Source organism: Pseudogemmobacter blasticus (assembly GCF_003071405.1).
GTDB lineage: Bacteria > Pseudomonadota > Alphaproteobacteria > Rhodobacterales > Rhodobacteraceae > Pseudogemmobacter > Pseudogemmobacter blasticus.
In genome coordinates this window covers 2892567-2908881 of record NZ_CP020470.1, presented here as the reverse complement: position 1 = coordinate 2908881, position 16315 = coordinate 2892567, and the positions used below count along the sequence as shown (strand labels likewise).

The following is a 16315-nucleotide window of genomic DNA, read 5'->3' as shown; positions in this document are numbered from 1 at the left end:
AACGCGGGGCACCGGGCAAGCCGTCACCTCAGCCCGCCAGCAACTTGCGAAAGCGCCACAGCACACCGGCCACCGCAACCACCGCCATGGCGGAAATGGCCGCGATCTGCGGCCAGACGGCCGCAAGCCCTACCCCCCGGTAAAGAACAGATTGCGCAAAGGCCGCGAAATGCGGCGCGGGGCTGACAATGCGGATGACGATCTGCAACCAGTCGGGCATGGATTCGATCGGTGTCATGCCGCCCGACAGCAAGAGCATCACCACGATCACCGGAATCACCAGCAGGCCGAACTGCCCCATGTTCTGCGCCAGCGTTCCCAGCAGCAGCCCGATGCTGCCCACCGCCAGGGCATAGACCACCGCCCCCACGATATAGACGCCCAAAGACCCGGCCACCGGCACGCCCATCAGCCCTTCCACCACCAGAACAAGGCTCAGGATCTGGGCGCACAGGATCACCATCCCGTTGGCCAGGATCTTCGACAGCGCAATCTCGTGCGGATGCACCGGCATGACCAGCACATGTTCGATGGTGCCATGCTCGCGTTCGCGGATCAGCGATGAACCGGCCAGGATCAGCATCAGGATCGTCACGTTGTTCATCAACTGCATGACGGCGGTAAACCAGCGCGGCGTCAGGTTGGCGTTGTAGAGGTTGCGGAACGCCACATCGACCTTTGGCACGCTCGCCGCGTCCGGGCCGGCCCAGGCGGCGATCTCGCTCAGAACCGCCTGTTGCAGGAAGGTGGCCCCGTTGCCGGCATGGGCCACCGCCGTGGCATCCACCAGCAGCAGCAGGCTGGCCGGCTTTCCTTTCATCAGGTCGCGCTCAAACCCCGGCGGAATGGACAGCACCAGCACATGATTGCCCGCCTTTTGCCCGGCCGCCGCCTGTGCCGGCGTCAGCGGCACCGGCGTGGCGAACATCGGCTGGCGGATGGCATCGGTGATGCGCCCGGAAAGCTGGCTCTGGTCCTCGTCCACCACCCCCACCGACAGGTTTCGCACCTCGGTCGAGGCGGCGTTCGACACCAGCCAGACCGCCGCGGTAAAGACGTAAAGGATCAGCACCAGCATCACCCGGTCCCGCGCCAGGGCCCGCAGTTCCTTGACCGTCAGCGTGGCGATGTTCTTCACGCTCTGCATCTATCGCTCCTGCTTGCGCAGGCCCAGAACGGCCAGGGCCAGATACAGGACCGCGAACCCCGCCAGCACCAGCCCCGGTCCTGCAAGATCGGCCCCGCCAAAGCCCTTGACGAAAGACCCCACGCTGACCGGCTGGAACCAGCCCCCCGGAAACGCCTGCCCGATCAGCCACCCGGCCGGGGCCAGCGTCGATGTCGGCACGATCAGGCCCGAGAAGTTCACCGTCGGAATGATCGCGATGATGGCGGTGGCAAAAACGGCGGCAACCTGCGTCGTCGTGAAGGCCGACATCAGTTGTCCAAAGCCGGTCGAGGCCGTGACATAGGCCAGCGCGACAAGGCCGAAGGCCCAGACATTGCCGGTGAAGGGAACACCGAACAGCCCGCGGGCCAGCAGCACCAGCATCCAGAAGCTGGCCCAGGCCACCACGATATAGGGAAGCTGCTTGCCGATCAGGAACTCGGGCCGCGTCACCGGGGTTGACCGGAAATTGGCGATCGTGCCTGTTTCCTTTTCCCGCACCACGCTGATCGCCGCCATGATCGCGGGGATCAGCATCAGGATCAGCATGATCACCGAAGGCACCATGGCATTGGCGCTTTTGAAGGACTGGTTGAACAGGAACCGCGTCTCGAAACCGACCGGGGCTGAAACCGCCTGCCCCGCCGCCAGATCCTCGTTGCTGCGGTTCAGCACCCCAAGCGCATATCCCCGCGCCACTTCCGCCCGAAAGGGCATGGCCCCATCGACCCAGACCGAGAGTTCGGGCACCTCGCCCGCCGCCAGCTTGCGCCCGAAGCCATCGGGGATGTCCAGCGCCAGCGCGATTTCCCCCCGCCCCATCCGCGCCATCAGATCCTGCGGCCCCGAGACCGGCCCCGCATCCGCAAACTGCCGGATCGCGGTGAACCCCTCGATCACCTGTCGGCTCTCGGCGCTCTGGTCCTGGTCAAGGGCGGCAAAGGCCAGCTCGTCCACGTCGAAGGAAATGCCATAGCCCATGGTGATGAACAGGATCAGCGGCCCGGCCAGCGCGAACAGCAGCCGGATCGGGTCGCGCATCAGTTCCAGCGCCTCCCTCCAGGCATAGGCCCGCGTGCGCACGGCCCAGGCCAGCCGCGCCGGCCCCGCGGGCGGCAGGTCAAGCGGACCCGTGGCCAGCGGCCGCGCGGCCTCGCCCATTTCGGCGGCCAGCACCGAGATGAAGGCGGCCTCCAGCGTGGGCGCGCCATGGCGGGCCACGATCTCGGCCGGTTCCCCCACGTCCAGCACCCTGCCCGCGTGCATCAGGGAAATCCGGTCGCACCTCTCGGCCTCGTTCATGAAATGGGTCGAGATGAAGATGGTCACGCCCTCCTGCCGCGACAGCCGGATCAGCTTGCGCCAGAACACGTCGCGCGCCACCGGATCAACGCCCGAGGTCGGCTCGTCCAGAATCAGGATGCGGGGCCGGTGCAGCACCGCCACCGCAAGCTGCAACCGCTGGCGGATGCCCAGCGGCAGGTCTTCGGGCCGCGTATCGGCAACATCGTCCAGATCGAAATCCCGCAAGACCTCGGCGATGCGGGCCGCGCGTCCTTCGGGCGGCAGGGCGTAAAGCCGGGCGTGCAGCGCCAGGTTCTGCCGCACCGTCAGCTCGCCATACAGCGAAAACGCCTGCGACATGTAGCCGATGCGCAGCCGGCTTTGCATGTCGCCCGTGGTCAGATGTTCGCCGAACAGCCTGGTCGTGCCCTCGCTGGGGGTCAGAAGCCCGGTCAGCATCTTCATCGTCGTCGATTTTCCGCAGCCGTTCGACCCCAGGAACCCGAAGATCTCGCCCTCGGGAATGGTGAAGCTGACATCGCTGACCGCGGTGAACTCGTTGAACCGCATGGTCAGGTGGCTGGCCTCGATGGCCGGCGCGGCCCCCTCGTGCGCCGGGCGCGGGGGCAGCACGACGGGCGTGGTATCGCCGCGCCGCGCCGGCGGCAACAGATTGACGAAGGCCGCCTCAAGACTGGCCGCGCCCCCCTGCGCCCGCAGCTCGGCCGGGGTGCCGCGCGCGATGACCTGGCCGGAATACATCGCCGCCAGCCAGTCGAAACGGTCGGCCTCCTCCATATAGGCGGTGGCGGTCAGCACGCTCATGCCGGGGCGGCTGGCGCGGATGTGGTCGATCAGATCCCAGAACTGCCCGCGCGACAGCGGGTCCACGCCCGTGGTCGGCTCGTCCAGGATCAGCAGGTCAGGGTCATGGATCAGCGCCGAACACAGCGACAGCTTCTGCTTCATCCCGCCCGACAGCTTGCCCGCCGGGCGGTCGGGAAACGGATCAAGCCCGGTCGCCTTGAGCAGCATCCCGATCCGCGCACCCCGCTCTGCCGGGCCCTGCCCGAACAGCAGCCCGAAGAATTCAAGGTTCTCGCGCACGGTCAGGGTGGGGTAAAGGTTGCGGCCCAGCCCCTGCGGCATATAGGCAATGCGCGGCGCAATGGCGCTGCGGGCCCGCGCCCCGGCAATATCGGCGCCCAGAACCGAAACCCGGCCCCTCTGAAGCTGCCGCACCCCCGCGACAAGCGCCATCAGCGTGGACTTGCCCACGCCGTCCGGCCCGATCAGCCCGGCCATGCAGCCCGCCGGAATATCCAGCGTGACATCGGTCAGGGCCGGCCTGCCGCCATAGGCATGGCTGACCCCCTGCAACCGGGCAACCGGGTCCATCGGCCTACTCCGGCAGCTTCACGGACAGCTCGGCCGGCCAGTCGGCCGAAGGGTCGGATCGCACGAACCCGATGCCCCGCACCCCGGCCTTGACCTGGCTTTCGAACCTTTCCAGCAACTCGCGCGGAATGGTCAGCTTCACGCGGAACACCAGATCCTGCCGTTCGGTCGCCGTCTCGACCGACCGCGGCGTGAACTGCGCCTCGGGTGAGACAAAGGTCACCCGCGCCGGCACCACGAAATTCGGGATCGGGTCCAGGATCAGCCGCGCCTCGTCGTTCAGCATCAGCCGCCCCACCGCATCGGCCGGCAGGTAGACGTTCATCCAGACATCGCTCAGATCCAGCAGCGTGACGATGGAAGACCCCGCCGCGATGACTTCGCCCGGTTCGCGCAGCCGGTACAGTACGCGGCCCCGCGTCGGCGCGCGGATGGTCAGGTCATCCAGCGCCACCTCAAGCTGCCGCAAGGACGCCCCCGACACCTCGATCAGCGCATCGGCATCGGCCACCTGCGCCTGCGCCATGGCCAGCGCAGCCTGGGCCGAGGTCAGCGCATTGGTCGCATCGTCCAGCACCGATTGCGCGGCATGGCCATCGGCGTTCAGCTTGCTGATCCGTTCCTGGTTGGTGCGGGCCACGTCCAGCGTGCTTTGCGCCTGCATCACCGCCGCCTCGGCAATCTGGCGGGCGGCACGCGCACGCAGCACATCGGCCTTGGCGCCCAGCATCCGGGCCTGGGTGTCGCGGTCATCCAGCCGGGCGATAACCGTCCCGGCCTCGACAAGCGCGCCCTCCGCCACCAGAACCTCGGTCACCCGCCCGGCATATTTCGAGGCCACCGCCACCGACTGCGCCTCAAGCCGGCCGTTGGAACTGGTGAACCCGGCATAGGCGTCGCCGCCACGGAACCGGGCGATCAGCGCCTCGAACGGCGTTTCGGCCTGTGTCGCGGCGGGCAGGCAGGACAGCGCCAGCAGGGCAGCAAGGGCAAGGGGCTTCATCGGCAGGCGCTCCGGTCGTTCGTTCATTGCGGGGTCGAGACGGTTTCAAGCCGGCGGTGCGCGCGCACCAGCAGGCTCTGGTCAGGCAGGGACAGCGGGCAGGCATCCAGATCGGCAACAACGGCCCGGGCCTCGGCCCCCGAAAGCCCAAGCCCGCGCAGGACCGAGGCCACCACCCGCGGCACATGCCCCGGCTCGGCCGGCCCCTCGATCTGCCGCAGCACGCAAAGAAGCGCGGCCCCTGCGATCAGATCAAGCTGAACCGCGGGCGGATCATCCAGGAACCGCCCCTGTGCAACACCCTCCGCCAGATGGGACGGCAGATAGTCATAGAACAGCGCCGCCGGCCCCGCGGCCTCCAGCCCGGTCGCGCGGAAGAAATGCGCCAGCAACGGAAAGGCCCGCGCCGTTTCGATGAACAGCGTCATGCCCAGGGCAATCTGCCGGGCCGGGTCGGCAACCGGGCGGACCACGGGTTCGATCTGCGAAATCAGCTCCGCCGCCAGCTCCTCGCTGATCGCCACCTTCAGGTCATGGACCGACGCGAAGTATTTGTAGAACGTCCCGCGCGCGACCTCCGCCGCGCGGACCACATCGTCGATGACCACCGCATCCGGCCCCCGTTCCTCCCAAAGGGGCACGGCGCTTTCGATCAGCCGCCGCCGCATCGCATCGCGCCGCCGCTCGGCGGTGCGGGTCCGGTGATCGGAAGGCGGGGCAGACAGGGACATGACGGCAGGATAGAGCCGGGTTTCGGAACTGTGAATGACAGTTTTGTCAAAATGACAAAACTGTCGCAGCAAATCGGCTGTGCTGCCGTGAAGCGCCCATAAAGCATACGCGCCGCATACCTTCCTGACACCCGGCCAGAACGCCTTAGCGTTCGGTCAGCTTCAGCTCGATCCGGCGGTTCTGGGCCCGGGCGGCTTCGTCGTTGCCCGGCACCACGGGGCGGTATTCGCCAAAGCCGGTGGCCGCCAGACGGTCGGGCGGAAAGCCAAGGTCGGTCTGCATGTAGCGCACCACCGACAGCGCGCGGGCCTGGCTAAGCTGCCAGTTGTCCTTGAATTCGCCCAGTCCCGACAGTGGCTGGTTGTCGGTATGGCCATCGACCCGGATGATCCAGTCAATGCCGGCGGGGATCTCGCCCTTGATCTCGTTCAGGATCTGCACCACGCCGGCAATCTGCGCCTTGCCTTCAGGCGACAGGTCGGCGGCACCGGGCTGGAACAGCACTTCGGACGAGAAGACGAAACGGTCTCCCACCACCCGCACGCCTTCGCGGCCGGCCAGCAACCTGCTGAGTTGTCCGAAGAATTCCGACCGGAAGGTTTCAAGATTGGCCTTCTCGGCCTCCAGCCGCTTGCGCTCGGCCTCTTCCAGTTCGGCGCGTTTCTTCTGCTCGGCGGCCACTTGTGCCAGCGCCGCGTTCAGTTGCGATCCCAGCGTGTCCAGTTGCACCTGCGCCGCCTCGTCCTTGCTGCGGGCGGCGTCCAGCACCTCTTGCAGCCCGGCCAACTGGCCGCGCAGATCGGCGATCTGCCGGTTCAGCAGTTCAACCTCGCGCGCGGCTTTCAGCGCCTTGTCCTGTTCGGCGGTCAGCGCAGCCTCGGCCGCCTTCAGCGCCGCGTCCTTCTCACCGGTGGTCGTGCTGGCCGCCGCCCGTGCCGCCGCCAGCAGCGTCAGCGTCTGCTCGGCCTTCAGCCGTTCGGCCTCCAGCGCCAGCGTCATCGCCGTCAGCTCCGTTTCCGACCCCGCCAACCGCTTGCGCAATTCCTCCAGCGCCGCCGCATCCGCCAGCCGCCGCGCCTCCGCCTCGGACACGCTGACCTTCGCCGCCTCAAGCGCCGCGCCGTCGGCCTCGCCCTTCTTGCGCAGGTCGGCCACCAGCGCCTCCAGCGCCTCGGTCCGGGCCGCTGCCAGCCGCGCTGTCTCGGCCCCGGCGTCGATTTCCTCGCGCGCCTTGGCCAGCACGATCTGCATCGCCTCGGCGTCCGAGATCAGTTTTGCCTTCGCCGCCTCAAGCTCGGCCACCGTCGCGGCCAGACCTTCGGCGCGGGCGGCGGTGCTGTCGCGATCCTTCGTCACCAGCGCCAGATCGGACAGCGCCTTGTCGCGGTCAGCGACCAGCGCCGCCACCTCGGCTTCGAAGGCGGTGATCCTGGCGGCGGCGGCCGAAAGCTCGGAACTGCGGGTGGCCAGATCGGCGTGCAGGCCCGCGATCACGCCGTCCTGCCGCACCGCCGCCGCCTCGGCCTCGGCCAGCGAGGTGGTCAGGCGGCCCACCTGCGCCTCAAGATCACTGGCGCGATTTCGTTCCAGACCAAGGGCTTGCGACAGCGCGGCCACCTGTTCGTTCAGCGCCGAAAGCTCGTTGTCCTTTGTGGTGATCGTGTCGCGCAGCACCGCCTGCATCAGCGTGAAGATGGTCAGGACGAACATCATCACCATCAGCAGCGTGGTCACGGCATCCACGAAGCCGGGCCAGATCATGTTGGAATCGCGGCGGCGCGACAGGCCCATGGCTTACCCCCGCGGGGCCGGGGGGGTGCGGGCCGCCTGCCGGATGGCGGCGGTCATCGCGGCCAGGTCGGCACGCAGATCGGCCAGCGCCTCTTCCCGCCCGGCACTGATTTCTTCCAGAATCCGCAGAAGCTGCACGTCGATCGACCGCAGGCGCATCCGGCTTTCGGGGTCTTCGCCCGTGTCCTCGGCGGGCCGGGCGGCGGCAAGGGTGGCGGTCAGCCGATCCTGCCCCTCGGCCAGCCGCGCCAGTGCCTCGGCCAGACGGTCCTGCCCCTCGGCCATGCGTTGCAGAAAGGCGCTGTCGCCCGATTGCGCCTCAAGCCGCGTGGCCAGCCGGTCCAGCGACTGCCCCAGCCCGCCAAGCCGCCCGTCCAGCAGACCACGGCCGGCCTCGGCCTGCGCCTGAAGCGCCTCCATCTGCCCGGCCAGATTGTCCAGCACCTGCACGATCACCGACTGGTCGGCATTGCCATCGCCATCCGACAGGCCGATCCGGGTGATCGAGGACAGCCATTCCTCAAGCTCGCGATAAAAACGGTTCTGGCCGTGGCCGGCGAACAGCTCCAAGAGCCCCACCACCAGCGACCCGGCCAGACCCAGAAGCGAGGACGAAAAGGCCGTGCCCATGCCGCCAAGCTGGCTTTCCAGCCCGCCCATCAGCTTGGAAAACACCTCGATCCCGGTCTCGCCTTCCTTCGGGGCCAGCCCGCGGATGGTTTCCACCACGGCGGGCACCGTGGTTGCCAGCCCCCAGAAGGTGCCCAACAGGCCCAGGAACACCAGAAGGTTCACCAGATAGCGGGTGATGTCGCGCGCCTCGTCCACCCGCTGGGCGACCGAATCCAGGATCGACCGGCCCGAGGTGGCCGAGATGGTCATCGACCGGGCCTTGCCGCGCGCCTGCAACAGCGCCGCCAGCGGCGCCAGCAGCACCGGCGGCGTCGCCTCGGCCGCGCCGGGCTTGCCGCGCACCACGCTTTCGATCCAGCTTACCGACTGTGCCAGACTCCAGACCTGCCAGAAGCAGGTCAGCACCCCCAGCACGAAGACGAAGGCGATCAGCCCGTTCAGCACCGGGTTGGCGGCAACAATGCCGGCGATCTGTCCGTGCATGGCCCAAGCGGCAGCTGCCACCAGCGCGCAAACCACCAGCATGGTGGTCAGGGCACGGATGGGCTGGCTGAACGTGGTGCCCGGCGTTGCCTGATCTGCTCTCATGGCCGGAACGGACTGCCCTGTTGTTGATCTTGCGCGCAGACTAGCAGATCGACCCGCGCTGCCAATTCAAATCGCCCTCTGCGTGCAGGGGGCCAGTTGCCGCAGGGGACTTCAACCCACCAGCGCGCGCACGCGGGCCGACAGCCATTCCAGATCGGGGTCGGCAATGCCCAGTTCGGCCAGATGGGCGGCCGTGGCCCAAAGATAATCGCGGTTCGGGCCGCGCCCGCCATGGGCATGGGCAATGATTTCGGCCTGTTCCTCAAGCGGCAGGCCGCCGCAATACTGCACATGCACCGGGTCAATCACATAGGCCAGCGCCCGCAGGGGGCCGGTGGCGGTATCCAGATCCAGCCATTCCTCAAGATAGGCCGAGGAGATCAGCTCGCGTTCGCGCAGCGCGGCCAGCGTTGCGGCTTCCTCTCCCGGCGCCACGCGAAAGGCCACGCCATCGCAGGCGGCCTTCGGCGCGCGGTCCAGCGCCAGCACCAGACCGGGCGCCGTCTCGCTGCCGCGATGGTGGATCGACCGCATACAGAAACTGCGGTGCCAGCCGGTTGCCCGCGCCAGCCTGCGCTCGGCCACCGGAAATTCCGGGTTCCAGATCAGCGATCCATAGCCGAAGACCCAAAGCGCATCGTCCAAAGCTGGCCCTCCTGTGCGGCCCCCTGTAAACACCGGGGAAGGCGGCAGGAAAAGGGGAAAGCGATGCGCTGGCTGGGATGGCTTGCCGGGATCGGCGCGCTGCTGTGGAGCGGCCTTTGGTACGGCGGATCGGTGCTGATCCATGACGGTGTCGAGGGCTGGTTCCAGCAACAGGCGGCGCACGGGATCACCGCGGAAAAGACGGCGCTGGCGGTGACGGGCTTTCCGGGCCGGTTCGATCTGGGGATCACCGGGCTGCGGCTGGCCGATCCGGCAACCGGAACGGGCTGGCTTGCGCCCGAACTGCATGTCTTTGCCCAAAGCTGGAAGCCCTGGCACCTGACCGCCGCCCTGCCGCCCACCCAGACCGTCACCCTGCCGGGCGAGACGGTCACCGTCACCGGGCAGGCGCTGGCCGCGACCCTTGGCTCGGCCCCCTCGCCCGATGTGCCGCTGACCGAGGTGACGCTGACCGGCGACCGGCTTGACCTGCGTTCGGACGCGGGCTGGACACTGGGGCTTGGCGAGTTTGCGGTGACCCTGCGGGTTGACCCGGACAGCCCGCCCGGCGGCTATCTCCTGACCTTCGATCTGGCGCCGCTGACACCCGACCCCGCCCTTCTGGCCCGGGTGCGGGCCGTAACCCTGCCCGACCTGCCGCACCCCGATTTCCCCGATGCGGTGGAAGCTCTGGCCGGCACGATCCACCTGCAGTTCAGCGCCCCACTGGACCGCCACGCGGCAGACCGCCAGCCCCTCCTGAACACGGTCGAGATTGCCGAAGCCGGCTTTACCTGGGGCCAGTTGTCCCTTGCCGCCACCGGCACGGTTCAGGCCGACGCCCAGGGTTTCGCCGCCGGCCGGATCGAACTGGCGCTGACCAACTGGGACCGGCTGCCCGGCCTGCTGGTGGCGGCGGGCGTGGTTCAGCCCGGTGTCGGCCCGACGGTGGGCAACATGCTGCGGGCGCTGGCGGGGCAGACGCCTGATCCGGCGGTGCTGAAGTTGCCGCTGGTCTTGCAGGACGGCCGGATGAGCCTTGGCCCCTTCCCGCTGGGTCCGGCCCCGCAGATGCACCCGCCCACCGGCTGAGCGGTCAGCGGCAATAGGGCCCGTTGCGCTGGCTGGCCGTGTCAAAGTGCATGTGGTCTTCGTGATAGCCGTCCGACCCCGGCCCCAGCGTGGTTCCGAAGATGCCGCAGGCGCTCTTGTAGGCGCGGCGCATCGTTCGGTCGAAGTTGCGCGCCACAGACAGGGTCTTGCCGTTGCTCAGAACGAAGCCGGCCACGTCAACGGCCTTGCCCCGGCCATGTTCGCTGATCTTGGCGCCCTTCTTGTTGTTGCGCGGGCGGCAGATGTAATGCGCGGCGATCTTCAGTTCGACCACCGAATTGCCATAGCTGGGCTGCAACACCTGATCGACCCAGGTGTTCAGCGCGCGGGCCGTGTCGCAGTCGATGGTGGCCGCCTGGCTGAGCCGCACACCCGAAACGCTGGTCACGCGAACGCCATCGGCCAAGCCGCAGCCCTTCACCTTGGCCTTGATAGGGGCGATCTTTTCGCCCTTGATCGCCGCCACCCCGCAGACCGAGCCCTTCTTCGACACGGTTTCGCGGTCTTTCTTGCGTTTCTTCTTGCCGGTCGGCGCCGGTTCGGGGGTCAGTTCGGGGGCCGGGGCGCTGGCGGTTTCCACCGCGCTGCCGCCGGGGCGCAGACCCAGCAGATCAAGCCCTTCGTCGCCCTGCCCCTTGCGGGCGGCGGCAACCTTCTGTTCCAGACCGCCGGGGCGCGGCGCCGGCCGCAGCGACGCCGCGATCACCGCCTGCGTCCCCTCCTCGGCCGCCGGGGGTGCGGCGGGCGTGGCGGCGGGGGCGGCCGTGGCATAGACCGGGTTCAGCACGGGCCGGGGTGAGCGGTCCATCGTCTGCGCCGCCAGCGGGGCGGACAGCAGCGTCAGGACAACCGCCAGCGCCGCCCTCATTCGCCCGCCGTTCCCTTGGCCGGATCGACACCGCGGCCAAAGTCGGGGGCGGCCGTGTCCTGCCCGGCCTCGATGATGCCACGGCGAATGGCCCGGGTGCGGGTGAAATAGGCGTGCAGATGGTCGCCATCCCCCATGCGGATGGCCCGTTGCAGCACGAACAACTCCTCGGTGAACCGGCCAAGAATGTCGAGAACCGCATCCTTGTTGGTCAGGAACACATCGCGCCACATCGTCGGATCGCTGGCCGCGATCCGGGTAAAGTCGCGGAAGCCCGAGGCCGAGTATTTCACGACCTCCTGTTCGGACACCCGGCGCATGTGATCGGCCACGCCGACCATGGTATAGGCAATCAGGTGCGGCGTGTGGCTGACCACGGCCAGCACCAGATCGTGCCGCGCCACGTCCATCTCATCGACATTGGCGCCCATGGCCTCCAGCAACGACCGCAGCCGCGCCAGCGCCGCCGGATCGGTGCCTTCCAGCGGGGTCAACAGCCACCAGCGGTTCTGGAACAGCGTGGCAAAGCCCGACCGGGGGCCGGAATATTCGGTTCCCGCCAGCGGGTGACCGGGAATGAACTGCACAGCGGCGGGGATATGCGGCGCCACCGCCTCGACCACCGCCTGCTTGACGGACCCCACGTCGGTGACCACCGCGCCCGGCTTCAGATGCGGGGCGATCTCGATCGCGATGGCCTCCATCGCGCCCACGGGCACGGCCAGAACCACCAGATCGGCCCCCTGTACCGCTTCGGCCGCCGTGTCACACACCCGGTCGCAGAACAGATCGCGCGCCACCGTCCGCGTCTCGGCCGAGCGGGCATAGCCGACGATCTCGCCCGCCAGGCCACCGGCCCGCATCGCATGGGCCATCGAACCGGCGATCAGACCCAGCCCGATCAGCGCCACGCGGTCATAGATCACGGTCATCGCGTTCCCTTGAACTGGGCCACCGCATGGGCGATGCGGCGGCACGATGCTTCATCCCCCACGGTGATGCGCAGGCAGTGGGGCAGTTTGTAGCTGGCCACGCGGCGCACCAGCAGGCCCTGGCCTTGCAGGAAGGTATCGCAAGCCTCGGCCTCTTCCACGCTGGCAAAGCGGGCCAGGATGAAATTCGCCGACGACACGTCCGAAGGCACGCCATGTTCCGCCAGCGCATTGGCCAGCCAGGCGCGCATCCGGGCGTTTTCCGACCGGCATTTCGCCACCCAGTCCTGATCGCGCACCGCGGCCTCGGCGGCATCAAGCTGCGCGTTTGACAGGTTGAACGGCTGGCGGATGCGGTTCAGCACGTCGATGATGGGCTTCGGCCCGTAGCCCCAGCCGATCCGCAGCCCGCCAAGACCGTAGATCTTCGAGAAGGTCCGCGTCATCACCACGTTCGACCGCGCCTCGACCAGCGACAGCCCGGCGTCGAAGCCTTCGACATATTCGGCATAGGCCCCGTCCAGCACCAGAATCGCCTGTTTCGGCAGCTTTTCGGCCAGCCGGGCCACTTCGGGCGGGCTGATCATCGTGCCGGTGGGGTTGTTCGGGTTGGCAATGAACACCAGCCGCGTGCGCGGGCTGCAAGCAGCCAGAATGGCATCGACATCGGTCACCCGCTCACGCTCGGGCACCTCGACCGGGGTGGCCCCCACCGCCAGGGCGCTGATGCGATACATCAGGAAGCCGTGTTCGGTGAACACCACCTCGTCGCGCGGGCCGGCATAGGCTTGCGCCAGCCACTGGATCACCTCATCCGACCCGACGCCGCAGATCACCCGGTCGGCATCCAGCCCGTGCACCTCGGCAATCGCGTTGCGCAAGGACGCGTGATCGGTGGAAGGATAGCGGTGCAACTGGTGCACCGCCCGCAGATAGGCGTCCTTGGCCCGGTCGGGCGCGCCGAACGGATTTTCGTTCGACGACAGCTTGACGACATTCTGCACCCCCGCGACATGCGCCTTGCCGCCCTCATACAGGGCGATGTCAAGGATGCCGGGTTGCGGGCGAATGGCGTCAGACATGGGGCTTCTCCAGAACTTGCCCGGCTAATACCGGCCCCGGTGGCGCAAGGCCAGACCCTTGATGTCAAAGCCCTGGTCGCGCCGGGGCTACTTTCCGACGTACTTGCTGCCGTAGGCCTTGGCCTGCAACCAGTCCATCAGCGCCATCAGCACGCCCGACAGCACGAAGGTCAGGTGAATCACCACCAGCCAGAACAGCTCGGACGCGCCGAACACGGCGGCCTTTTCGATGTCCTGAATCTCCATGAACCGCTTGAGCAGGTGAATCCCCGAGATCGCCACGATCGAGGCGATCAGCTTCATCTTCAGCCCGCCGAAATCGACCTTGCCCATCCAGTCGGGCCGGTCCTGTTCGTCTCCGATGTCGAATTTCGACACGAAGTTCTCATAGCCCGAGAACATCACGATCAGCACCAGATTCGCGGCCAGCGTCAGGTCGATCAGCGTCAGCGCCACCAGGATCACCTGTTCCGATTTCATCGTCATCAGCTTCGGCAGATAATACATCAGGTCGCGCGCGAAGATGAAGGTCAGCATCCCCAGGGCCGCGACAAGGCCCAGGTACATGGGCGCCATCAGCCAACGGCTGGCGAAAAGAATCCGCTCGAAAGTGCGTTCGACAGGGTTTGGCATGAAGGGTCTGGGCTCCGGCTGTGCTCGGGCCCCAGATAGTCTGGCCTGCGCCAAACGCAAGGCAGGAATACATGATTTCCGGCCCGGCGCTGCCCGTTACGGCGCGGCGCCGTCCAGCCGATGTTCCATCTCGATCTGGCGCAGGGGCGTCCGGGTCCAGCCCGTAGCCTGCAGGAACCCCTCTGCCATGCCCTCGGGCAGGGTGGCAGAGATCGTCCAGGGCTTGCCCGGCGTCTGCGCCATCGCCGCCCGCATCAGGGCACGCCCGGCACCGCGCCGCCGGGCCTCGGGCCTCACCGCCAGCGCCAGAAGCCGCGCCGCCGGGCCTGTCCGGTCCACCAAAGCCGCGGCCGCCCCCGCCGCATCGGTGAACGCCTCGACCGGCGCCACGGCACCGGCATGGCAGCGCGGATCGGTCTGCCAGCTTGCTCCGGCCGGCCAGGCCCCCAGCAGAAGCGGCAGCACCTCGGCCGGGCTGACGGCCTGCGCCGCCCCGGCATCCCGGCCCTCGTCCCCCGGATGGGAATAACTCACCAGGCGTCGCCGGTCGGTGAACCCCGCCTTGCGATAGGTTGCCACCGCCGGATCGTTGCCCTCGATCACCTCAAGGATCAGCGCCGAATCGCCCCGCGCCCGCGCGGTATCGATGGCCCAGCGGACGGCCCGGCCCCCAAGCCCGGCCCCGCGCCAGGCCGGCCGCAGCCCAAGCGCCGCAATCCGGCTGATCCGGCCGCGCCGGGCGACCAGAAGGATGCCGGCCGGACCGGCCTTGCCCGCAGACAGAAGGCCACTTGCCGACAGGTCGATATGCTCGGCCAGCACCCGCCGCATCAGTGCCGCCTCGTCGAACCGCACCGGCACGACATAGCCTTCGTAGCCCGAATTCAGGATGGCGCAGATCTCGGCCAGCGGACGGGTCCACAACGGCACCACCTGGAAATCCCCGGACATTGCGCTGCTCCTGTGCTGACATGGGCCGCGCGCGGGCGCCCCCGAAATGCAGAAGGCCGCGCCCACGGGCGCGGCCTTCGTCTCCGGCCCGGGGCCGGATCGGATCAGTTCTTCGCGTAGTATTCCACGACGAGATTCGGTTCCATCTGCACCGGATAGGGCACGTCGCCCAGGCCCGGGGTGCGGACGAACTTGGCGGTCAGCTTGTGGGTGTCAACTTCCACATAGTCCGGCACGTCACGCTCGGTCAGGGCCAGCGCTTCGGTGATGGCGGCCATCTGCTTCGACTTCTGGCGCACTTCCACCACGTCGCCTTCCTTGACCCGGTAGGACGCGATGTTCACGGCCTTGCCGTTCACCGTGACATGGCCATGGTTCACGAACTGGCGGGCGGCGAAGATGGTCGCCACGAACTTGGCGCGGTAGACCACGGCGTCCAGGCGGCGCTCCAGCAGGCCGATCAGGTTTTCGCCGGTGTCGCCGGTCACCCGGGCAGCTTCGGCATAGATGCGCTTGAACTGCTTTTCGGTCAGGTCGCCGTAATAGCCCTTCAGCTTCTGCTTGGCGCGAAGCTGGGTGCCGAAGTCGGACATCTTGCCCTTGCGGCGCTGGCCGTGCTGGCCCGGGCCGTATTCGCGCTTGTTCAGCGGCGACTTCGGACGACCCCAGATGTTTTCGCCCATGCGGCGGTCGATCTTGTATTTGGCAGCGGTGCGTTTGGTCACCCCTGATCTCCTTCTTTGCGTTTCAGAAGGGCGTTGTCCTCTCCGGGTCTCCCCGGCGACAGGCCGTCCCTTGCGGGAGCCGCCAACACCAATGAAAAGCCCCGGGTGTTCGACCCGGGACAGGGAGCGGCTTATACAGCCCGAACCGGCAGAGTCAACAGCCCCGCCAAACCTCAATTCCCATCACGCCCGCCCGGCCATCGGCGACAGCGTCAGCGGGTCGATGCCAAGGCTGCGCAGCGCGCTGGACCATTTCTGGGCATCGGGCAGCGCGAAGATCACCTCGTCGCGCGGATCGGCCACCAGCCAGTCGTTGCGGCGGATCTCGCCTTCCAACTGGCCAGGCCCCCAGCCGGAATAGCCCAAGGCCAGCATCGCCTGCGCAGGCCCCCCGCCCGAGGCCAGCGCCTCAAGCACCTCCAGCGTTGCCGTCATCCGCAGCCCGCCCGGCACGACCATCGACCCCTCGCCGCAGGCCCAGTCATCCGAGTGAAGCACGAAACCCCGGCCGCGTTCGACCGGGCCGCCCAGATGCACACGAATATCGCGGGCGTCCGCCCCGCGCGGAATACCCAGCGTTTCAAGAAGCGTGGCAAAGGGTGTCGCCTCAGCCGGATGGTTGACCACCAGCCCCATGGCCCCTTCGCCGGAATGGGCACAAAGCAGGATGACGCTGCGCGCGAAGCGCGGGTCGCCCAGGGCGGGCATCGCGATCAGGATCTTGCCGGCAAGGTCCATGGCTCTCCCTTCACGGCGGGCGCTGGCCACC

Annotated in this window: 15 protein-coding genes; 1 reads left to right on the top strand and 14 read right to left on the bottom strand. The window is 67.9% G+C overall.

What is annotated here, in order from left to right; genetic code table 11:
* Positions 1 to 28: 28 nt before the first annotated feature.
* The 7 genes from B6K69_RS14195 to B6K69_RS14165 all read right to left on the bottom strand — a co-directional run bounded on the left by B6K69_RS14195 (position 29) and on the right by B6K69_RS14165 (position 9242).
* A complete protein-coding gene (locus tag B6K69_RS14195; protein ID WP_108644243.1) occupies positions 29 to 1147 on the bottom strand; it encodes an ABC transporter permease in 1119 nt (372 codons plus the stop codon).
* Complete coding sequence (gene rbbA / locus B6K69_RS14190; RefSeq protein WP_108644242.1) at positions 1148 to 3850, bottom strand: ribosome-associated ATPase/putative transporter RbbA; 2703 nt, start codon at positions 3848 to 3850, stop codon at positions 1148 to 1150.
* A 4-nt stretch (positions 3851 to 3854) separates the two neighbouring features.
* Positions 3855 to 4853 (bottom strand): HlyD family secretion protein, encoded by a 999-nt coding sequence (locus tag B6K69_RS14185; RefSeq protein WP_108644951.1) that lies wholly within the window; start codon positions 4851 to 4853, stop codon positions 3855 to 3857.
* Positions 4854 to 4876: 23 nt separating this feature from the next.
* Positions 4877 to 5584 (bottom strand): TetR/AcrR family transcriptional regulator, encoded by a 708-nt coding sequence (locus tag B6K69_RS14180; protein ID WP_107673677.1) that lies wholly within the window; start codon positions 5582 to 5584, stop codon positions 4877 to 4879.
* 145 nt (positions 5585 to 5729) lie between these two features.
* Entirely contained in the window at positions 5730 to 7376 is a 1647-nt protein-coding gene (locus B6K69_RS14175; protein WP_108644241.1) for a peptidoglycan -binding protein, read from the bottom strand.
* 3 nt (positions 7377 to 7379) lie between these two features.
* The gene (locus B6K69_RS14170) at positions 7380 to 8597 is read right to left on the bottom strand and encodes a biopolymer transporter ExbB (RefSeq protein WP_108644240.1); all 1218 of its coding nucleotides are present in this window, start codon (positions 8595 to 8597) and stop codon (positions 7380 to 7382) included.
* A gap of 111 nt (positions 8598 to 8708) precedes the next feature.
* Entirely contained in the window at positions 8709 to 9242 is a 534-nt protein-coding gene (locus B6K69_RS14165; protein WP_108644239.1) for a gamma-glutamylcyclotransferase, read from the bottom strand.
* 63 nt (positions 9243 to 9305) lie between these two features.
* On the opposite strand from B6K69_RS14165, the gene B6K69_RS14160 reads away from it, so the two are divergent.
* Entirely contained in the window at positions 9306 to 10334 is a 1029-nt protein-coding gene (locus B6K69_RS14160) for a DUF2125 domain-containing protein (RefSeq protein WP_108644238.1), read from the top strand.
* A 4-nt stretch (positions 10335 to 10338) separates the two neighbouring features.
* Here the strand turns inward: B6K69_RS14160 and B6K69_RS14155 are convergent, their stop codons facing one another.
* From B6K69_RS14155 to B6K69_RS14125, 7 genes are all read right to left on the bottom strand, one after another.
* Positions 10339 to 11223 (bottom strand): extensin-like domain-containing protein, encoded by an 885-nt coding sequence (locus B6K69_RS14155; protein WP_228156746.1) that lies wholly within the window; start codon positions 11221 to 11223, stop codon positions 10339 to 10341.
* Entirely contained in the window at positions 11220 to 12155 is a 936-nt protein-coding gene (locus B6K69_RS14150; RefSeq protein ID WP_108644237.1) for a prephenate/arogenate dehydrogenase family protein, read from the bottom strand. The genes B6K69_RS14155 and B6K69_RS14150 overlap by 4 nt, the downstream gene beginning before the upstream one ends.
* The gene (gene hisC / locus B6K69_RS14145; RefSeq protein WP_107673684.1) at positions 12152 to 13237 is read right to left on the bottom strand and encodes a histidinol-phosphate transaminase; all 1086 of its coding nucleotides are present in this window, start codon (positions 13235 to 13237) and stop codon (positions 12152 to 12154) included. The genes B6K69_RS14150 and hisC overlap by 4 nt, the downstream gene beginning before the upstream one ends.
* An 87-nt stretch (positions 13238 to 13324) precedes the next feature.
* The gene (locus B6K69_RS14140; RefSeq protein ID WP_107673685.1) at positions 13325 to 13870 is read right to left on the bottom strand and encodes a TIGR00645 family protein; all 546 of its coding nucleotides are present in this window, start codon (positions 13868 to 13870) and stop codon (positions 13325 to 13327) included.
* Between the two features lie 96 nt (positions 13871 to 13966).
* Entirely contained in the window at positions 13967 to 14821 is an 855-nt protein-coding gene (locus tag B6K69_RS14135) for a GNAT family N-acetyltransferase (protein WP_108644236.1), read from the bottom strand.
* A gap of 104 nt (positions 14822 to 14925) precedes the next feature.
* Positions 14926 to 15546, bottom strand: a complete 621-nt coding sequence (gene rpsD, locus B6K69_RS14130) for a 30S ribosomal protein S4 (protein ID WP_107673687.1) — start codon at positions 15544 to 15546, stop codon at positions 14926 to 14928.
* Positions 15547 to 15729: 183 nt separating this feature from the next.
* Positions 15730 to 16284 carry a YqgE/AlgH family protein gene (locus tag B6K69_RS14125; RefSeq protein WP_108644235.1) on the bottom strand — a complete coding sequence of 185 codons (555 nt, stop codon included), beginning with the start codon at positions 16282 to 16284 and terminating at the stop codon, positions 15730 to 15732.
* Positions 16285 to 16315: the final 31 nt, after the last annotated feature.